Source organism: Acidovorax sp. LjRoot118 (assembly GCF_964253575.1).
Classification (GTDB): Bacteria; Pseudomonadota; Gammaproteobacteria; order Burkholderiales; family Burkholderiaceae_C; genus Acidovorax.
Map to the genome: position 1 here is coordinate 6,839,553 of NZ_CAXURB020000001.1, position 19,202 is coordinate 6,858,754.

The window sequence follows — 19,202 nt, forward strand, 5'->3', positions numbered from 1 at the left end:
CGGCCTTTTGCGTTCATTGAATGACCATGATCAGACCTGCCACGTTCCCCGGCGATCTTCCTGAAGTCATCGCGATTTTTCGCGAGTACGTCAAAAGCCCGGTGGCCAATCTCGATTTTCAGGACTACGAGCGAGAGTTCGCACAACTGCCGGGAAAGTATGCCGAGCCCGACGGGTGCATTCTTCTGGCCGTCATCGAGGGCCAAGTGGTGGGGTGCGCCGCCCTTCGCCGGGTCGATGAAAGCGCCTGTGAACTCAAGCGCGTGTACGTGCGGCCCGCAGCCCGGGGGATGGACCTGGGGCGTCAATTGGTGCAGCAGATGCTGCACGCCGCAAAAGAAGCGGGCTATCGGCGCATGTGCCTGGATGTGCTGTCGGAATTCGTCGCGGCCCAAAGGCTGTACGAATCGCTGGGGTTTGTGCCTGCAGAGCCCGTGAGCTTCAACCCGGTTCCGGGAACCCGGTTTCTCGCACTCGATCTGTAGGCGAGCCCGCTGGCCTGCCGCCGGTCAGGCGTGGGTGATCCAGTCCAGGTGCGGCGCTTCGTTCAAGTGCGGCAGCGTGTTGAAGGTCTGCAGCATCAGGCGCTTGGGGCTGATGCTGAACTCCGTCAGCGCGCTGTTGCGGATGCGCATGTTCAGCGCAATCGTCACCTCGGGCGCGGTGCCCAGCACCTGGCCCACGGCGGTGGAGATGGGCCCACCGCTGCTCACCAGCAGCACGTTCTGGCCGGTGTGGCGCTGGCGCACATGGTCGAGCGCGGCGCGCACGCCGGCACTGAACTCGTTCCACGTCGGCATGCCCTGCGGGCTGATGACGCCCGCCATCCACTGCGCGAGTGCATCGCACAGCAGGCGAAAGTGGTGGCGGTACAGCTCGGGCGTATCCGGCTTGGGCAGCGGCTGGGGGTGGATGGCGGTGATCAGCGCATGGCTGTCGTACTCGTTGAGGCCGGGCATCTGCAGCACCTCGGGCGTGACCTGCAGGCCCTCGGCGATGCCTTCCAGCGTCTGCGTGTGGCGGCGCAAGGTGCCGGTGATCACGGCATCGAAGGCCTGCCCGCGCTCGCGCCAGAATTCGCCCAGGCGCACCGCCTGTTCGCGTCCGCGCGCGCTCAGCTGGTCGTAGTCGTCAGCGCCAAACGAGGCCTGGCCGTGGCGCACGAGGTAAAGGGTTCCCATGCGCCGGATTGTGGGCAGGGGCGGGCCCGGTCGTTTGTCGCCCAAGCGACCAGAGCCACCCAGCCAGTAGCCTCGGGGACACGCTCCGCCCGGCCGGTCAGCCTGCCAGGACGCGGCTGAACACCGGTGCGTCGACGTTGCCGCCCGTGAGTGCCAGGCCCACAGCGAGGCCACTCAAACTGTCGCGTTCCTGCATCGCAGCCGCCAGTGCGGCGGCGCCCGCGCCCTCGGCCACGTTGTGGGTGTCGGTGTAGATTGCATGCATGGCGGCAGCCACCTCTGCGTCGCTGACCTGCACGATGTGGTCGATGTGCGGTGCAAGCAAGGCCAGCGCATTCGCATCGGCCACGCGGCAGGCCATGCCGTCGGCCAGTTCGGTGGTCACGGGTGCCTCGACCACGCGGCCCGCCGCCAGGGAATCGGCATAGGTGGTGGCATGGGCACTCACCACACCGACGATGCGCACGCCGTGCCCCAGCGCCAGCTTGGCCGCAATGGCCGAGCACGCGCCCGATCCCTGGCCGATGGGCACATAGACCACGGCCAGCTGTGGCACGGCGCAGAGGAACTCCCACCAGTAGGTGCTCACGCCGCGCAGCAGGTCGGCGTGGAAGCTGGGCACCATGTGCGCGCCGCGCTCGGCGGCCAGTTGCATGGCATGCTCGCGCGCTTCCTGGAAGTCGCTGCCGTGCTCGATCAGCGTGACGCCCAGAGCGCGCATGGCGGCGTTCTTCTCCACCGAGTTGCCCCGGGGCACAACGATGGTGCAGGCCACGCCGTGGTTGCGCGCAGCCCAGCCCATGCTCTGGCCGTGGTTGCCGCGCGTGGCGCTGACCACTTCGCGCGGCAGTGCGCCTCGCTTAGCGAGCTGGTCGAAATAGGTGAGCCCGCCGCGGATCTTGAAGGCCCCCACGGGCGTGTGATTCTCGTGCTTGAGCCAGCAGTCCGTGCCCAGGCGTTCGCTGAGCAGGGCCCAGCGGTACTGCGGCGTGGGTGGGAAGTCGCGGTACACGACTTGGGCCGCAGCCTCGATGTCGGCCAGGCCCGGCAGCCAGGGGAGGGTGGTGGCAGGCAGGGCGCTCATGCGGCAGGCCTCTTTTCGGTCAGCAGGCGCACGGCCAGCAGGCCCAGCACCGTGCCCATCACATAGCGCTGGGCGCGCATCCAGCCTTGGCTGCGGTTCATGAACAGGGCCACGCGGGCGGCGAACAGCACCAGCAGTGCATTCACCAGCGCACTGGTGCTGATCTGCACGGCGCCCAGGGTCAGGCTCTGCAATAGCCAGTTGCCGCGCTCGGGGTGCAGAAACTGCGGGAAGAACGACAGGTAGAACATGGCCACCTTGGGGTTGAGCAAATTGGTCATGAAGCCCATGAGGAACAGCTTGCGCGGCGTGTCGTGCGGCAAGTCGCGCGCCTCGAACGGGGCGGTGCCGCCGGGCTTCACGGCCTGCCAGGCCAGCCACAGCAGGTAGGCGGCGCCCGCGATGCGGATCGCGTCGAAGGCCATGGGCACGGCGGCCAGCAGGGCGGTGAGGCCGAGCGATGCTGCCAGCAGGTGCACGCCGAAACCGGCGATCACGCCACCGAGCGATAGCAGCCCGGCACGCGGGCCCTGGGTGAGGCTGCGCGAGATGCAATAGACCATGTTGGGCCCGGGCGTGAGCACAAGCAAGAGGGAGGCGAACGCGAAGATCAGCAGTTCCTGGGGGGTGAGCATGGTGGGTTACTCCGGTGAGGGCGGGGGTGGCAGGGCGCGCGACTGCAGGGCCAGAGCGCCGCGCGGGGTGAGCAACTGCGCGTGCAGCTGGGCCAAGGGGCCCTCCGTGGGCATGGCCACGTCGCGCAGGCCCGCGGCATCGCAGGCCGCGCGCAGGGCGCCGGCGTCGGGGTGCTGCAGTTGCAGGGATTGCAATTGCACGCCGCTGGCGGGCAGGTGGTCGCAGGGGTGCACGGCGCCCCATTCGATCAGCGTGGGCAGGCAGCCGTCCCACAGGCGCTGGCCATCGGGCCGCACGGTGATCTGCCACTGCAGCATGCCCTGCGGCGTGGGGCGGCTGGCGGTGATGGCGCGGCCCCGGTCCACGCCCAGGCTGTCGAGCGCGGCCAGGCTGGTGGCCACGTCGGGCACCGAGGCCACCCAGTGGATGAGTTGAGGGCCGTACTCGGCCACCTGCTGCTGCAGCGCAACGTCGTCCATGTCGAACCAGCGCCGGTCGCCATCGGGGATGGTCTTCTTGCCTGCAGGGTTGATCGCGATGATCTCCAGGTAAGCGCGCGGATGGGCTGGACTGGAGACATTCAGCAAGCGGTTGTGCGTGCCCATCAACGGGTGCTCGCCGCCCGCAGCGGGGGTGACGCCGAGCGTGCGCTCGCACCACTCCACGCCCGTCGCCAGGTCGCGGGCCAGCACCACCAGGTGGTCGATGCAGGCCGGGGCCTGGCCCGTCACAGCAGCACCTCGCCCTGCACGCAGGTGACCGAATGGCCGCCGATCCAGATCTCGCTGCCTTCCTGGTCCACGTGCACGCGGCCGGCGCGCGCCAGGGCCGTGCCCTGGCTGGCCACATAGTGCGCAGGGGCCAGGCCTGCGCCGATGAGCCACTGCGCCAGCGCCGCGTTCAGGCTGCCGGTCACCGGGTCTTCGGCCAGGCCGTTGTTGCCCGGGAAGAAGGCGCGCACTTCGAAGGCGATGTCCTCGCGCGCGGTGTCGGCACCGATCACGCCGACCTTGCCGCGCGGGCCCACCACGCCGATATCGAGGCCCGCCAGGATGGCAGCATCGGGCCGCAGTGCCAGCACCTGCTCGGCCGATTGGAGCATCACGCCGCGCCACTTGGGGCCGTTGTCGCACCAGGAGTGGTGCAGGATGTCCGCGCGCTCCACCCCCAGGCCGCGCGCGATGAGCGCCACGTCCGCTTCGTCCAGCGGGCCGCTTTGCAGGCGGGGCGGGGCGGCAAAGGCCAGGCGTGCGCCGTCCTGGCGCAGGGGTACGAGGCCCGCGCCGCATTCCTGCACCACCCGCCCCGGCGTCTGTGGCTTGCCGCCCGCGCCCAGCCAGGCGTGGCAGCTGCCCAGCGTGGGGTGGCCGGCAAAGGGCAACTCGCGCCCGGGGCAGAAGATGCGCACGCGGTAGTCGGCACCCGCCGCCCTGCCTTCGGGCGTGGGCGGCAGCACAAAGGTGGCTTCGGACAGGTTGGTCCAGTTGGTGAACTCCTGCATGGCCTCGGTGGTGATGCCTTCGCCGTCGAGCACCACGGCCAGCGGGTTGCCGCGGTAGGCCTGGTCGGTGAAGACGTCGACTTGCTGGAAGGGGCGCAGTTTCATGGGAAAGCCTGTCAGGTAGGTGGATGGGGTGGAAATGGGGCTTTTCGGGGAGCGGGCACGCCGGGGGCGGCCCTGGGAGCCAAAGCGGGGGCACCGAGCGGGGTTCAGCCGCTGGCGTGGATCGGGATGCGGGGCGGTTTCACAGCAGCACCGTGCCTTCGATGCAGGTGACGGAGCGCCCGCCCACCCACACCTGGTGCCCGTCCTGGCGGATGTGCACCCGTCCTGCGCGGCCCAGGCATTCGCCCTGGGCCACCTGGTAGTGGTGCGGTGCCAGGCCTTCGGCGATCAGCCATTCGGCCAGGCTGGCGTTGAGGCTGCCGGTCACCGGGTCCTCACGGTTGCCCATGGGGGCGGCAAAGGCGCGCACGACGACTCCAGGCCGGCTGGTGTCGCTGGCGCCGGTGCCCACGTGCACCACCCCGACCGATTGGCCCAGGTCCATCAGGCGCGCATGGTCGGGTTGCAGGCCGAGCACGGTGTCGGCGCTGTCGAGCAGCATGCCCAGCCACACCGGGCCGTTGTCCAGCAGCTGCGTGCCCAGGATCTGCGCCGGGCGCACACCGAGGGCGCTGGCGATCAGCGGCACCAGCGCCGGGCTGGGCGCGCTGCGCTTGAGCGGCGGCGCGGCAAAGGCCAGGGTGTGGTCCTCGCGCCGGATGCGCACCATCCCCAGCGCGCATTCCTGCACCACCAGGCCCTCCTGGCGCGGTGCGTTGCCTGCCTGCAGCCAGGCGTGGCAGGTGCCCAGCGTGGGGTGGCCGGCAAACGGCAGCTCGCCCTGGGGGCTGAAGATGCGCAGCCGGTAGTCGGCGCCCTGCGCGCGGCCGGCCTCGGTGGGCGGCAGCAGGAAGGTGGTTTCCGACAGGTTCATCCACGCAGCAAAGCGGCGCATGTCCGCATCGCTCAGGTCCTCGGCCTCCAGCACCACGGCCACGGGGTTGCCGTCGCCGGGGTGGTCGCTGAAGACATCAATCTGCTTGAAGGGGCGTGGATGCATGGTGCGGTCTTGCGGGCGGATGGTCCCGTCAGGATAACGCCTGGTCGAGCACGCCGCGCGCACCGGTGCGTGAACTCACCGCCTGGTACCAGCGCTCCAGGTGCGGCCGGGCCGCCCTCTCCTGGGGCAGGCCCCACCAGCGGTGGATCTCGCAGCCCACCGGGATGTCGGCCATGGTGAAGCGCTCGCCTGCCAGGAAGGGTTGGCGCGCCAGGCGCGCATCCAGCAGGTCCAGCAGCGGCTCGGTGGCCGCCACCGATGCGGCGATCAGCGCGTCATTGCGCTGCGCGGCCGGCGTGCGTATCCACTGGATGAAGGCATCGCGCCCCGCAGGGTTCAGCGTGGTCTGCTGCCAGTCCATCCACTGCTCGGCCGCAAAGCGCGTGGCGATGTCCTCGGGGTAGAGCTCGCCCGGCGCGTGCCGGGCGCACAGATAGCGCACGATGGGGTTCGACTCCCACAGCACGACGCCCGTGTCCTCGTCCTCGATCAGCGGCACCAGGCCGTTGGGGTTCAGGGACAGGTAGTGCGCTTCGCGCACGATGCCGAACTGCCCACCCGCATCGGTGCGCTGCAGGCTGATGCCGAGCTCCTGCGCGGCCCAGACCACCTTGCGGACGTTGATGGACGACAGCCGTCCCCACAGGCGCAGCACGGTGCTCAGCCCTGTGCCCGGTGGTCGCGGATGGCCGCTGCCAGCGCCGCAATGCCGGTGGCGATCTGCTCGGCTGTGGAAGTCACGAACGACAGGCGCAGCGTGCGGTGGTCGGCATCGTCGGCGTAGAAGGCGGCGCCGGGCACGAAGGCCACATTGCGCTCCACGGCCTTGGGCAGCAGTTCGATGGCGCTCATGCCTTCGGGCAGGCGCACCCACAGAAACATGCCGCCGTCGGGCTTGTTCCATTCGACGGACAGGCCCTGCATCTCCTTGTCCAGCGCGGTCAGCATCGCGTCGCGCTGCTGTTTGTAGAGCGCGCGGATGGTGGGCACATGGCGCTCCAGAAAGCCGCCCTTCATCACCTCGGCTACCATGCGCTGGTTGTAGCCGGGGGTGTGCAGGTCGGCTGCCTGCTTGGCCTGCAGCAGCTTGGGGTAGACCGCTTTGGGCGCCACCAGGTAACCCAGGCGCAGGCCCGGGGCCAGCACCTTGGAGAACGAGCCCATGTAGATGCAGCCATCGGGGTTGCGCGCGGTCAGTGGTGCGGGCGGCGGGCCGTCGAACCACAGGTCGCCATAGGGGTTGTCTTCCACCAGCGGCAGGTTCAGCTCGGCGGCCTTGGCCACCAGCTCGGCGCGGCGCGCATCGCTCATGGTGCGGCCCGTGGGGTTCTGGAAGTTGGGCAGCACGTACAGGAAACGTGCCTTGTCGGCGCCCGTGCCGACCTTGGCCACCAGGTCATCGATGCGCACACCCTGCTCGTCGCTGGCCACCGCCACCACCTTGGGTTCCATGGGCGTGAAGGCCTGGATGGCACCCAGGTAGGTCGGCGTTTCCACCAGCACGCGGCTGTCGGTGTCGATCAGCACTTTGGCGATCAGGTCCAGCCCCTGCTGCGAGCCGGTGGTGATCAGCACTTGCTCCGGGTCCACATCCCAGGGCAGGAAGGCGGCGATGGCTTCGCGCAGCGGGGCAAAGCCCTCGCTCGACGCGTACTGCAGCGCCGAAGGGCCGTCGTTGGCCAGCACGGCGGCCGAGGCGGCCGCGAAGGCTTCGACCGGGAAGGTCTTGGGCGAGGGCAGGCCGCCGGCCAGGCTGATGATGCCGGGCTTTTCCGTGACCTTGAGGATTTCGCGGATGACCGAGGGGTTCATGCGCTCGGCGCGGCGCGCCAGGGTCCAGGGGCTGGTGTGGGGAAGGTCGTTCAGTTTCACTCTCGGTCTCCTGCGGTGGTCCTAAGAACCTGTTGCAAAGTCATCAGAAAAAAGGGTATTTCACGGCGCCCTGGTACTTTCAGTCCACGATGAACAGCGTGGCACCCAAAGGGGCGGTGGAGCGGTGCGGTTCCGCATTGTCCGCCACCTGGTAGCTCATGCCGGGAGTCAACGTGAACTGTCGGCCGTCCTGCAACTCGGTGTGCAGCTCGCCGGCCAGGCACAGCAGCACATGGCCTTTGGTGCACCAGTGGTCGGACACATAGCCGGGCGTGTACTCCACCTTGCGCACGCGCAACTCGCCGTACTGCAGCGTCTGCCAGAAGGCCTGGCCGGCCTGGGCGCTCTTCTCGACGCGCTCGACCTGGCTCCAGTCGGTGGCGGCGAAGGGGATGTCGTTCATCTGCATTGGGCTCAGTCCTTCACGGGCGCAAGGGGGCCGGGCGGTGTCGCGGGGGCGTGCGGTGCCGCCTGGTGCACGGGCATGCGCTTGCCCAGGAACACCGTGGCGATCACGGCCAGGGCAAACCCGACCGTGGTGAGGTCCAGGTGCTCGCCCAGCAGCGGCACCGCGAACAGCAGGCTCAGAAACGGCTGGATCAGCTGGATCTGGCTCACCCGCACGGCACCCAGCGCCAGCGCGCGGTACCAGGCGAAAAAGCCGATCCACATCGAGAACAGGGCCACATAGGCAAACCCGACCCAGCTCATGGTGCCGATGGACGATGGCACGGCGGGTGCGAACCACCAGGTCACGGGCAAGGTCAGCGGCAGGGCGCAGGCCAGCACCCAGCAGATCACCTGCTCGGCGCCCAGACTGGGGGTCAAGCGCGCGCCACCGATGTAGCCCAGGGCGCCGGTGGTCATGGCGATGATCAGGTAGATGTTGGCTGCGCCCAGGTAGAAGCCGCCGGCGCGCCAGGCCATGAAAGCCAGCACCAGGCCGCTGCCCAGCACGGCGCAGGCCCAGAAGCCGGCCGACGGGCGTTGCCGGAACCACAGGGCACCGAGCACGGCCGTGGACAGCGGCAGCAGCGCGGTGACCACGGCCCCGTGCGTGCTGGGCACATGCCGCAGCGCCAGCGCGAGGAACAGCGGAAAGCCGACGATGACACCGAACGCAGTGACGCCCAGCACGGGCCACTGCGACCGCACGGGAACCCGCAGGCGCCCCTGGGCGTGCTGCCAGCCCAGGTAGGCCAACGACAGCAGCCCCGCCACGGCCGCACGGCCGAAGGTGACGAACCAGGGCGACAGCTGCGGTGCATCGACCGGGCCGACGGCCAGGCGCGTCATCGGCAGCGTGGCGGCGAACAAGGTGACGCCCACCAGGCCCCAGACCAGGGCTTCGCGTTCCTGAGCGTGGTTCATGGTCATAGCGTCACCATCCAGGCAGCCGTGGCCACCAGCACCCCGGCCAGCGCGCGGTTGAACCAGAGCAGGCGCGAACCCTGCGCCAGCCACTGGCGCAGCAGCGAGCCGACCAGGGCATAGACGAAATTGCTCGTGAAGGCGAACACCATCATCACCCCGCAGATGATGGCCAGGCGCTCACCGGGGTTGGCCGAGGGCTGGCCGGCGGCATTCACCACCCAGCCCGCGCTGAGCGTGAGCGCCAGCATCCAGGCCTTGATGTTCACGAACTGCAGGCCCACGCCCTGCCAGAAGGTGACGGACAGGCGGGAGCTGTCCACGTCCGAGAGCTGGCCGGCGCGGCTGAGCTTCCAGGCCAGCCAGAGCATGTATGCCACGCCGAGCAAGGTCACGGCCATGCGCAGGGCCGGCACGCCGGTGATCAGGGCGCCCAGGCCCAGGCCGCTCACCAGCATCAGCAAGGTCCAGCCCGTGGGCACGGCCAGGCAGAAGTTGAGTGCCCGGCGCAGACCCAGATTGGCCGCCAGCGCGGTGGACAGGGTGGTGTTGGGCCCCGGCGAAAAACTCATCGCGGTGCAGAAGACCAGCAGGGCAGTGAGTTCGGCGGCGGTCATGGGTGGGGGCTTTGGAATCGTGGGCTTGTCAGCGTCTGGCCTTCACTGTAATCTTCTGCACCAATACACAACCAGTACAGTACAGCAGCGCAGTTGGTGATCTGTATTGGTTGTTATGGCAGTACACAGGCCCTGTGAGGATTCCCGCATGCTGATGAAGACCACCACCCAGTCGCTCACTGAGCAGCTTTCGGCGCGCTTTGGTGAGCGCATCCGCAACCGGCTGCTGGCGCCGGGCGCGCGCCTGCCCTCGGTGCGCCAGTGCGCGCTGCAGCACAGCGTGAGCCCCTCCACCGTGGTGGCCGCCTACGACCAGTTGCTGGCCCAGGGTCTGGTGGAGGCGCGCAAGAACCGGGGCTTCTTCGTGCGCGAGCTGGCCCCCGTGGGGGCCGATGCGCCGGCCACCGTGGATGCGGTGGCCATGGAGGCTGCGGGTGGCAACTGGACCACGGCCCACTGGTTTGCGGCGCGGGGCGCGGGGCGTGGTTCGCCGCCGGTGAACGCCACGGCGCTGATCCGGGGCATGTTCCACAAGATCAGCGACAAGCCCCAGCCCGGCATGGGGGTGCTGCCGCCGCAGTGGCTCGAATCCACCTTCATGCCCGCGGCGGTGCGCAAGGTCACCAGCACCCGGGCGCTGCAGGAATACTCGCTGCAGTACGGCGAGCCGCTGGGCGACAGCGGGCTGCGTCGCCAACTCGTCAAGAAGCTGGCCCAGCTGAGCGTGCACACCGCGCCCGAGAACATCATCACCACCGTGGGTGCCACGCATGCGCTCGACATCGTGAGCCGCACGCTGCTGCGCCCGGGCGATCCAGTGATGGTGGAGGAGCCCGGCTGGGCCGTGGAGTTCGCGCGCCTGGCGGCCCTGGGCATGCACATCCTGCCGGTGCCGCGCCGCGCCGACGGGCCCGACCTGGAGGTGATGGCCCGCTACTGCGAGGTGCACAAGCCCAAGCTCTACGTGAGCGTGAGCGTGTTCCACAACCCCACGGGCTACTGCCTCTCGCCGGGCAGCGCGCACCGCATCCTGCAGCTGGCCAACCAGCACAATTTCCACATCGTCGAGGACGACACCTACAGCCATATCGCGCCCGAACATGCCACGCGCCTGACGGCGCTCGACGGCCTGCAGCGCACCATCTACGTGAGCGGCTTTGCCAAGATTCTTGCGCCCAACTGGCGCATCGGCTTCCTGGCCGCGCCGCCGGCCCTGGTCGAGCAACTGCTCGATACCAAGCTGCTGGCCACCCTGACCACGCCCGCGCTGCTGGAGAAGGCCCTGGCGCTGTGCATCGAGCAGGGGCAACTGCGCCGCCATGCCGAGCGCATCCGCACCCGGCTCGATGCCGCGCGCTCGCGCAGTGTCAAGCTGGCGCTCAGTGCAGGTTGCACCTTCGCGGCCGACCCGGCGGGCCTGTTCGGCTGGGTGGATACCGGGGTGGACACCGATGCGCTGTCGCAGCGCATGCTGGACGAGGGCTATCTGCTGGCACCGGGCGCGTTGTTCCACGCCGAGCGCAAGCCCAGCACGCTCATGCGCATCAACTTCGCGACCACGCAGGACGCCACGTTCTGGCGCACCTTCGAGCGCATCGTCCGGCAAACCCGCTGACCGCGCGGGCGCCGTCACCTTCGCTGCCTACAATGGCCTTTTGATCTGATCGCAAGGGAACCATGGACCTACAAGGACGCTGGGCCGCAATGACCGATGGCCTGCAGTCCATGGTGCAGTTCTTTCCCGGTGGGCATGAGGGGCTGCTGACCACCATCTCCGTGGCCTGGAGCCTGTACATCGCCGTGCTGGCGGTGTGGATCATTCTGCAAAAGCGCGCCCCGGTCTCCACGCTGAGCTGGATCCTGTCGATGGCGCTGCTGCCCTTCGCGGGCTACGTGGTCTATTACTTCTTCGGCCCGCAGCGGCTGCGCAAGCAGCGTCTGAAGCGCATGCGCAGCCAGTCGGCGCTGTATGCCCATGCCGACTTTGCCAGCCTGCGCGGCACGGCGGCCGCCGCACCCCAGGCCCTGCGGCAACTGGTGCTGCTGGGCGAGGCCAGCTGTGACCTGCGCGTCTCCACCGCCACCCAGGTGGACCTGCTGGTCGACGGGGTCGAGACCTTTGGCGCTATCTTCGACGCCATCCGTGCCGCGCGCCACCATGTGCACCTGGAGTACTACATCTTCGAGCCCGACGGCATTGGCACGGCCCTGCGCGACCTGCTGGTGGACAAGGCGCGAGAGGGCGTGATCGTGCGGCTGCTGGTCGATGCGCTGGGCTCCAAGCGGCTGGATCGGCGCTTCCTGGCACCGCTGCAGGAGGCTGGCGTGCAGGTGGCCTTCTTCCATGCATCACGCATCGGGCGCCGATTGCGGCCGGTGATCAACTTCCGCACCCACCGCAAGATCGTGGTCTGCGACGGCGTCGTGGGCTTCACGGGCGGCATCAACATCACCGACGAGGAGGACCAGCGCGCCCGGCGCGATGCCTACCACGACGTGCACCTGCGCATCGAGGGCGGGGCCGTGCGCCTGCTGCAGATGACCTTCATGGAAGACTGGGTCTACACCACGGGCGAGGGCCCCGGTGCCGTGGCGCGCGAGAGCCGGCAACTGCTGCCCGCCACCGAGCCGGGCGACCATCCGGTGCAGATCCTCACCTCGGGCCCGGACAATGCCAACGAGGCCATCCACCGCATGTACGTGGCGGCCATCCACATGGCGGCAGACCGGGTCTGGCTCACCACGCCGTATTTCGTGCCCGGCGAGCCCGCGCTCATGGCACTGACCAGCGCGGCGCTGCGCGGGGTGGACGTGCGCATTCTCGTGCCCCGGCGCAGCGATTCCTTCGTGGTGAGTGCGGCGGCGCGCTCCTACTTCGACGAGCTGATTGCTGCGGGCGTCAAGGTCTGGGAGTACACGGCCGGCATGCTGCACTCCAAGACCATGCTGGTGGACGACCAATGCGCCTTCATCGGCACCGCCAATTTCGACAACCGCAGCTTCCGGCTCAATTTCGAGGTCTGCGCCGTGGTGTACGGGCCGGCACTGGCGCTGCCCCTGGCCCGGCAATTCGAGATGGACCTGCGCAGCTCCAGTGCCGTGCAGGCGCGCCGCCGCCAGGCCTTCGTGCCGCGCCTGGGCGATGCCGCAGCCCGTCTGTTCTCGCCGCTGCTGTAGCGGCTCGAGGGGGCTCCTAGCGTTGTACTTCGATGTCGGAGAGCACGCGCAGCAGGCCGCGGTTGACTTCTTCGAGGTCCATCTCCTGCGTCTCGCACAGGTGGCGGATGGCGCTCGCATCGCCCGTCTCCAGTGCGCAGGCCATCTGCAGGCTGACGGCATAGGGGCCCGTGCGCAGCACGGTGGCATCGTAGATGCGCTCGGACAGCGGGATGCGGTGCAGGATGGTGCCCAGGGGCTCCTGCATCAGCTCGTCGATCTGCGACAGCAGGCCGCACAGGTAGATCTCGCGGCGCAGGTCGTTCTCCACACCGGCGTTGAGCAGCTGCGTCATGAGCTTGGCGCGCAGCACCATGGATTCGCGCACGGGCAGCATGTTGGGGTCGGTGTTGGCGTGGGGCAACTGGTCGGACAGCCAGCGCTTGATGGAGCCATAGCCCATCATCACCAGCCCCCGGCGCAGCGAGTCGATGCCGGTGCGCAGGCCGAGGGCCGCCGAGTTGGTGTAGACCATGAAGCGGTAGGCCAGCAGCGGGTCCTCGCCCATGATGTCCTCGAAGGTCTCCAGCGACTGCTCGGCGTCGATGGCTTTCTGCAGCTTGGCGATCACCGCGTGCGAGGGCTGCTGCGGCGTGTGCCGCAGGGTGTAGAGCACGTCTTCCGTGGGCCAGCCGGCCAGGGCCAGGGCGTTGTGCTTGTCCAGGCAGTGCTCCATGAGGGCACGGCTGGGGATGTTCTCGTACATCTGGCCGGCCAGGATGGGGCTCACGGCACGGGCAGGCGCCTTGCCCGCCGGGCTGCCGGGCCGCGGGTTGGCCTGCAGGGCGGCTACCGCGTCGGCCGGCGTCAGGCTCAGCAGGCTGTTGTCGAAACACTGGGCCACGGCAGGCTCGGGCAGCTTGCCGATGTCGCCGCGCCACACCAGCTTCAAGCCGCGCTGGTGCGCGGCTTTCACGAGGGCATAGATGCCCGAATCCTGCAGCCAGTCACCCCGCACCTCGATCCACGGGGCGCCCCGGGGCGCATGTTCAAGCATGTCGGCCAGCACCTGGTGGGTCTGGGGCGACAGCAGCAGGGGGGGCGAGCTGGCCGACCACAGCTCCTGCAGCGTGCGCAGCAGGTGGCCGGTGTCCACCATGCTGGCGGGAGATTCGTTCTGGACGTACAGCTCTATGGCTGCAAGCTTGCGGGCGCGATTCCACAGGGGGCGGTACCCCAGGATCAGGCTGCCGAGGACGGATTGGACCATGGGCTCTCAGGCGTTGTCTCGTAGGGGCCTGTCCCCCCCCGGTCCGGCAAGGACATTGCGGCGTGGGCAGGCCCGCTTTAACTGATGAAATTGAACAGGGACAGCTTCTGGACCGTGGCATAGGACTTGAGTGCTGCCTCGTAGCCCACCTGCTGGTTCTGGAAGTCCGAAATGCCCTTGATCATATCCAGATCCTCTGCCCGGGAGCGGTCGCCTTCGAGCTGGACCGAGCGCTTTTCCTGGTCGCCCGTGATGCGGTCGGCGCGGTTGAGCAACTCGCCCGAGTAACTGCGCATGTTGCTGATGCGGTCCAGGCCGATGTCGATGTTGGTCAAGGCCTGTCCGACAGCCTGGGTCGCGGCGTTGCTGTTGGGCGCTGCCCGGATGTCGCGGATCGCACTGTCCAGTGTACTGAACACGCTGGCGGTGGGCTGCAGCGTGATGGCGTCGCCATTGGCTGGCGCACCGGTGATGTCGAAGGTCAGACCCGGCACACCCGTCACCGAGATGGTCACGGGCTTGTCGGTCGGATAGTCGGGCACCACGACGGGGGCCGACACCACGCCAGTGGTGGTGTTGGTGATGGTGTAGGTAGCCGTGCTGGTGCCGACCGTGGCGCCCGGGCCCACCGCGCTGAAGGCGATGGAGTAGTTGTCTCCGGTCACCAGGCTCAGGTTGGTCGGCTTGACGCCGGTGGTGGTCAACTGCTGGTTGTTGTTGACGGTTGCCGGGTTCACCTGCACGTTGTAGGCCCCGTCGCGCTGGGGCTCAAACATGAAGGCGAATTCACCGTCCAGCGTGTTCGGGATCGACACACCGGTGCTGCCCGACTGTCCGGGCTGCCCGTTGAACAGATAGTCCGGCGAGGTGGACTGTGGGCCCAGGAAAGGCGCCAGTGCGCTGCCCAGTGCGCCCAGCAGGGGGATGCCGTTGGTGTCCTTGCGATTGGCCACTTCCTGCAGCTGCTCGCGGATGCCCTGCAACTGGTTGGCGATGGTGGCGCGGTCGCTGCTGGTGAGGGCCGGACTGCCGGCACTGACCATCAGTTCGCGGGCACTCTGCACCAGCCCGATGGCATCGCCCAGCGAGGACTCGGCCTGCGCGATGGCATTGCGCTGGGTTTCCAGGGCGCGCTGCTCGGTCTGGATGCGGGTGATGCGGGTGAGTGCGCGTTCGGCCTGCGCGGCCGAAACCGGATCGTCGCTGGCGCGCACGACGCGCTTGCCAGAGGTCAAATTCTCCTGCAGGTTGGACAGGTTGGTCTGGCGCGCGCCCAGGTTGCGCAGCGCGTTGTCGTACATGTTGGCGGTGCCAAGGCGGTAAAGGGTATTGCTCATGTCGAACTCCTGGACCTGTTCTCAAACATCATCGCGTCAGACCCTGCATCAGGGTGTCGAAGACGCTTTGTGCAATCTGCAGCATTTTGGCGGATGCCTGGTAGGCCTGCTGGTACTGGATCAGCTTGGCCGCTTCTTCGTCGAGGTTCACGCCCGAGACCGCCGTTCGGTCGCGTTCCAGGTTGCCGGCGATGGTGGTGGACAGCTCGGCGGCGAACGTGGCGCTCTGGGTGCGCGTGCCCACCTGGGCCATCAGGCCGGCATAGCCGTCGCTGAGCGTGGATTCGTCGAACATCTTCACGTCGCGCAGGTTCATGAGCGATGTGGCGTTGCCGGCGTTGCGCGTGTAGTTGTCGCCGTACTGGGGGTCCAGGGAGTTGCCCACCTTCACGGTGTCGCCGGACTTGGGCGTGCCCTGCAGCTTGATCTCCCAGCCGTCGATGGTGATGGGCGTGCCCGAGGTGTAGGGCAGGCCGGCCGTGCCCGAAGGTGGCGTGGTCGATCCCGTCACGGTGTAGGTGGTGGGCGGGCCGGCGGCAAAGGTCAGCGTCACGCCGCCGGGAATGGGCGGCGCCACCAGGCCATTGGCCGTGGCCTTCAGGCCTGCCAGCTGCAGCGTGCCCCCATTGGTGGTGCCCATGGCCGCATTGATGGGGTTGGCCGCCGCCAGGTCGCGTGGCGAGTACACCAGCGCCTTGATGTTGGAGCCCGCCGTGCTGAAGGGCTGGAACAGCATGCGCTCGCCCGGCGCGCCTGGCGTGGTGAGGTTGAACTGCAGGCCGTCGATGGTGAGCGTCGCCAGGTTGGCGGCGTCGGTGAAGGCCGTGGCCTTGCCGTCGGACAGGCGCACCACCTGGCCGGCCGTGCCGGTGGTGAAGCGAATCTCGTAGTCGGAGGCGGCGAACTTGGTCGGATCCGTGAAGCCCACCGTACCGACGCCCACGCCATTGGTCAGGCCGGGCATGCTGGCCGGCACAGAGAACAGGTCCTTGCCCATCTGGCCGTCCAGCGTGAGGCCGAGCTTGTGCTGCTCGTTCATGGTCATGCCGATGGCCATGGCCATGCGCCCGAGCAGGTTGCGGCTTTCGGCGAGGTCGGTGTTGTTGAAGCGCAGCAGCCCCGAGACCGACCCGCCGCCCATGGTGTTCTCGTCCACTTCGATGGCCGGCGATCCCGGGCGATTGAAGAACAGCTTGAGCTGGCCGCTGCCAGGGAACTGCGTGGCATCGTCCACGGACACCTGCGACGGCGTGGTGCCCAGCACCAGCGGCTGGCTGCCGCCCACGAACAGGCCGATCGTGCCGTCGTCCGCAGGAATCTGCGTGGTCTGCACGTACTGGTTCATCTCGCGGATCAACTGGTCGCGGTTGTCGAGCAGGTCGTTGGGGGTCTGGCCGTTGCCCTTGGCGCGTGCGATCTGCTCGTTCACGGCGGCGATCTGGCCGGCCAGGCTGTTGATGGCGGTGATGCTGCTTTGCAGCTGCTCGTTCACCGTGTACTGGATCTCGTCGACACGCTCGCCAGCCGAGCGCATGCGGGACGCCGTCTCGTCCATGCGCGTGAGCGCCAGCGTGCGGGCCGTGATGTCGGTGGGTGAGCTCACCACGTCCGAGAAGGCGTTCATCATGTCGTTGATGGCGGCGCCAAGGCCCGTGGCCCCGCCGCTGAACACGTCCTGCAGCTGGCGCAGGCGCTCGGCGCGCACGATGTCGCCGGCCTGCACGGATCCGGCGCTTGCCGACTGGCGCGTGAGCAGCTCGCTCTGGTTGCGCAGGATGGTCTGCACGTCCACACCCTGGCCGATGTAGCCGCCACCCGTGAACTGGCCCTGCACGGTCTGCAGCACCACGCTCTGGCGCGAGTAGCCGGGCGTGTTCACATTGGCAATGTTGTTGCCTGCAGTCTGCAGGGCCACCTGGTTGGCAAGCAGGGCGCGGGCGCCGACGTTGAGCAGACTCATGGCTTACCTCGTGTTCTCAAGCCTGCGCACGCTGCTGCTGCGCACGCTGCACGCTGTTGATGGCGCCGCTGAGCTTTTTGGCGTACTCGGGGTCGGTGGCATAGCCCGCCTTCTGCAATGCGGAGGCATAGGCCATGGCCGAGCCGGACTGCGCCACGGACTGCGCCTTTTCATAGCGAGGGCTTTCCTTGATGAGGCGCGCGTAGTCGCGAAACGAATCCTCGTACGAGTCGTAGGCCCGGAATTTGGCCACCACCTTGCGCGGCGTGCCGTTGATGTATTCGGTGGTCGTGATCTCGGCGACCTTGCCCGTCCAGCCCTTGCCGGCCTTGATGCCGAACAGGTTGAAGGAGTTGCTGCCGTCGGCGTTCTTGATCTCGCTCTTGCCCCAGCCGGTCTCGTGGCCGGCCTGGCCGAGCATGAAGCTCGCGGGGATGCCACTCTCCTGCGCCACCTTCTCGGCCGTGCCGCTCAGGTGCTGCACGAAGCCGTCGCGGCCCTTGGGCGCCTGGCCTACCGCCTCGGTGCTGGCAGGGCTGGCGCTCACCTTGGCGGCTGCCGGACGCTGCACCTGCGACAGGCTCACCGTGGAGGGTGTGGAAAAGGACGGGTCTGGCCCACCCATCTGGCGCGAGAGCTGGCGCGCAATGGCTTCGGACAGGCCGCCCGACTGGCCGGCCATCTGCACCGACAACTGCTGGTCGAGCAGGTCGGTGCCCAGGTCGCCCTGGGCGCCATCCATGAGCCCGGATTTCATCGTGGCCTCGCGCATGCTCTTGATCAGTTCGCGCATGAACAGCGATTCGAACTGTTTGGCCGCTTCCTTGGTGGCCTGGGGGTTGTTGTTGCCGGCCTCGTACTTGAGCGCGTTCAACGAGCGAACGTCTGCCGCCAGCGCATTGGACGTGCTGGTGGTGGAGGACGAAGGCAGCGTGAGGGACATGGTCAGATCACTTCAAGCTCGGCGTTCAGTGCGCCGGCGGCCTTAATGGCCTGCAGAATGGCCAGCAGGTCGCCGGGCGTGGCGCCCAGCGAGTTGAGCGCGCGCACCACGTCGGCCAACTGGGGCGAGGGCGGCATCTGGATGATGTTGCCGGGCTCCTGGTTGATCTTGATGTCGCTTTGCTGCGCGACCACGGTCTGCCCCTGCGACAGCGGGTTGGGCTGGCTGATGACGGGGCGCGAACTGATGGTGATGGACAGGTTGCCGTGCGCGATGGCACACGAACCTAGGGTCACCGCCTGGTTGAGCACGATGGAGCCGGTGCGGGCATTGATCACCACCTTGGCGGCGGGGGCGGACAGCTCGAACGGCAACTCTTCCAGGTCGGCGATGAAGCCTACGCGGGCGCCAGGGTCGCTGGGCGCGCGCACCTGCACCGTACGGCCGTCGAGTGCCGTAGCCAGGCCATTGCCCAAGCGGCTGTTGATGACCTGGGCCACGCGGCGTGCGGTCTGGAAATCGGAGGCGTTGAGGCCCAGGCTGATGGTGTCGCCCTCGTTGAGGGGCGTGGGCACAGAGCGCTCCACCTGGGCGCCCAGGGGGATGCGGCCGGCGGCCAGGTGGTTGATCTGCACCTTGCTGCCACCGGACGATGCGCCGGCACCGCCCACCACCAGGTTGCCCTGGGCCAGGGCGTAGATTTCACCGTCGGCGCCGCGCAGCGGTGTGACCATCAGCAGGCCGCCCTTGAGCGACTTGGAATTGCCCATGGACGAGACGTTGACGTCGATCTGCTGGCCGGGCTGCGCAAAGGCCGGCAACTGGGCCGTGACGATCACGGCGGCCACGTTCTTGAGCTGCAGCTGCGAGGCTGTGCCGGGCGGCAGGCTGATGCCCATCTGCTGCAGGTAGTTGGACATGGCCTGCGTGGTGTAGGGCATCTGCGTGGTCTGGTCACCCGTGCCGTCCAGGCCCACGACCAGGCCATAGCCGGTCAGCTGGTTGCTTCGCACGCCCTGCACCGCCGCGATTTCCTTGATGCGCAGCGCATGGGCCGGCCAGGCCGCGCACACCAGCGCCAGGGCGATGGCACAGAGCCACAGCGCGCGCAGGGGGTGTGCCAGGAAGGGGGAGGGCAAGGCTTTCATGGCCTCCATTGTGGGCTGCTG

Annotated in this window: 19 protein-coding genes; 3 read left to right on the forward strand and 16 right to left on the reverse strand. The window is 68.2% G+C overall.

Annotation, left to right across the window (positions count from 1 at the left end):
- Nucleotides 1–20: 20 nt before the first annotated feature.
- Complete coding sequence (locus tag ACSQ9E_RS32125) at nucleotides 21–485, forward strand: GNAT family N-acetyltransferase (RefSeq protein WP_436220126.1); 465 nt, start codon at nucleotides 21–23, stop codon at nucleotides 483–485.
- A 24-nt stretch (nucleotides 486–509) separates the two neighbouring features.
- Here ACSQ9E_RS32125 and ACSQ9E_RS32130 read toward each other — a convergent pair whose 3' ends face one another.
- The 11 genes from ACSQ9E_RS32130 to ACSQ9E_RS32180 form a co-directional block, all read right to left on the reverse strand.
- Nucleotides 510–1,181, reverse strand: coding sequence for a histidine phosphatase family protein (locus ACSQ9E_RS32130; RefSeq protein ID WP_057204064.1), 672 nt, complete (start codon nucleotides 1,179–1,181; stop codon nucleotides 510–512).
- 97 nt (nucleotides 1,182–1,278) lie between these two features.
- A complete protein-coding gene (locus ACSQ9E_RS32135; RefSeq protein WP_436220127.1) occupies nucleotides 1,279–2,265 on the reverse strand; it encodes a threonine dehydratase in 987 nt (328 codons plus the stop codon).
- Complete coding sequence (locus tag ACSQ9E_RS32140; RefSeq protein WP_057268640.1) at nucleotides 2,262–2,900, reverse strand: LysE family translocator; 639 nt, start codon at nucleotides 2,898–2,900, stop codon at nucleotides 2,262–2,264. Before ACSQ9E_RS32140 ends, ACSQ9E_RS32135 begins: the two co-directional genes overlap by 4 nt.
- Nucleotides 2,901–2,906: 6 nt before the next feature.
- Nucleotides 2,907–3,632: a VOC family protein gene (locus ACSQ9E_RS32145; protein WP_436220128.1), complete on the reverse strand. Its 726-nt coding sequence runs from the start codon at nucleotides 3,630–3,632 to the stop codon at nucleotides 2,907–2,909.
- On the reverse strand, nucleotides 3,629–4,507 hold the full coding sequence (locus ACSQ9E_RS32150; protein ID WP_436220129.1) for a PhzF family phenazine biosynthesis protein: 879 nt from the start codon (nucleotides 4,505–4,507) through the stop codon (nucleotides 3,629–3,631). The genes ACSQ9E_RS32145 and ACSQ9E_RS32150 overlap by 4 nt, the downstream gene beginning before the upstream one ends.
- 139 nt (nucleotides 4,508–4,646) lie before the next feature.
- A complete protein-coding gene (locus tag ACSQ9E_RS32155; RefSeq protein ID WP_057268643.1) occupies nucleotides 4,647–5,507 on the reverse strand; it encodes a PhzF family phenazine biosynthesis protein in 861 nt (286 codons plus the stop codon).
- A gap of 28 nt (nucleotides 5,508–5,535) precedes the next feature.
- Nucleotides 5,536–6,162, reverse strand: coding sequence for a glutathione S-transferase (locus ACSQ9E_RS32160; RefSeq protein ID WP_436220130.1), 627 nt, complete (start codon nucleotides 6,160–6,162; stop codon nucleotides 5,536–5,538).
- A gap of 5 nt (nucleotides 6,163–6,167) precedes the next feature.
- Nucleotides 6,168–7,379, reverse strand: a complete 1,212-nt coding sequence (locus tag ACSQ9E_RS32165; RefSeq protein WP_200963986.1) for a PLP-dependent aminotransferase family protein — start codon at nucleotides 7,377–7,379, stop codon at nucleotides 6,168–6,170.
- Between the two features lie 79 nt (nucleotides 7,380–7,458).
- On the reverse strand, nucleotides 7,459–7,788 hold the full coding sequence (locus ACSQ9E_RS32170) for a DHCW motif cupin fold protein (RefSeq protein WP_057268645.1): 330 nt from the start codon (nucleotides 7,786–7,788) through the stop codon (nucleotides 7,459–7,461).
- A gap of 5 nt (nucleotides 7,789–7,793) precedes the next feature.
- Complete coding sequence (locus ACSQ9E_RS32175; protein WP_057204143.1) at nucleotides 7,794–8,750, reverse strand: DMT family transporter; 957 nt, start codon at nucleotides 8,748–8,750, stop codon at nucleotides 7,794–7,796.
- A 2-nt stretch (nucleotides 8,751–8,752) separates the two neighbouring features.
- Nucleotides 8,753–9,367: a LysE family translocator gene (locus ACSQ9E_RS32180; protein ID WP_057204071.1), complete on the reverse strand. Its 615-nt coding sequence runs from the start codon at nucleotides 9,365–9,367 to the stop codon at nucleotides 8,753–8,755.
- Between the two features lie 148 nt (nucleotides 9,368–9,515).
- On the opposite strand from ACSQ9E_RS32180, the gene ACSQ9E_RS32185 reads away from it, so the two are divergent.
- A complete protein-coding gene (locus ACSQ9E_RS32185) occupies nucleotides 9,516–10,982 on the forward strand; it encodes a PLP-dependent aminotransferase family protein (protein ID WP_436220131.1) in 1,467 nt (488 codons plus the stop codon).
- A 110-nt stretch (nucleotides 10,983–11,092) separates the two neighbouring features.
- Nucleotides 11,093–12,544 (forward strand): cardiolipin synthase, encoded by a 1,452-nt coding sequence (cls, locus tag ACSQ9E_RS32190; RefSeq protein ID WP_436220286.1) that lies wholly within the window; start codon nucleotides 11,093–11,095, stop codon nucleotides 12,542–12,544.
- 16 nt (nucleotides 12,545–12,560) lie between these two features.
- On the opposite strand, the gene ACSQ9E_RS32195 is transcribed toward cls, so the two are convergent.
- From ACSQ9E_RS32195 to ACSQ9E_RS32215, 5 genes are all read right to left on the reverse strand, one after another.
- Nucleotides 12,561–13,793, reverse strand: coding sequence for an HDOD domain-containing protein (locus ACSQ9E_RS32195; RefSeq protein ID WP_436220132.1), 1,233 nt, complete (start codon nucleotides 13,791–13,793; stop codon nucleotides 12,561–12,563).
- Nucleotides 13,794–13,870: 77 nt separating this feature from the next.
- Entirely contained in the window at nucleotides 13,871–15,130 is a 1,260-nt protein-coding gene (flgL, locus tag ACSQ9E_RS32200; RefSeq protein ID WP_057204075.1) for a flagellar hook-associated protein FlgL, read from the reverse strand.
- Nucleotides 15,131–15,158: 28 nt separating this feature from the next.
- Nucleotides 15,159–17,090, reverse strand: a complete 1,932-nt coding sequence (gene flgK, locus ACSQ9E_RS32205; RefSeq protein ID WP_057204076.1) for a flagellar hook-associated protein FlgK — start codon at nucleotides 17,088–17,090, stop codon at nucleotides 15,159–15,161.
- 16 nt (nucleotides 17,091–17,106) lie between these two features.
- A complete protein-coding gene (gene flgJ, locus ACSQ9E_RS32210; RefSeq protein ID WP_057204077.1) occupies nucleotides 17,107–18,033 on the reverse strand; it encodes a flagellar assembly peptidoglycan hydrolase FlgJ in 927 nt (308 codons plus the stop codon).
- A 2-nt stretch (nucleotides 18,034–18,035) separates the two neighbouring features.
- Nucleotides 18,036–19,190, reverse strand: a complete 1,155-nt coding sequence (locus ACSQ9E_RS32215) for a flagellar basal body P-ring protein FlgI (protein WP_428003357.1) — start codon at nucleotides 19,188–19,190, stop codon at nucleotides 18,036–18,038.
- Nucleotides 19,191–19,202 lie beyond the last annotated feature (12 nt).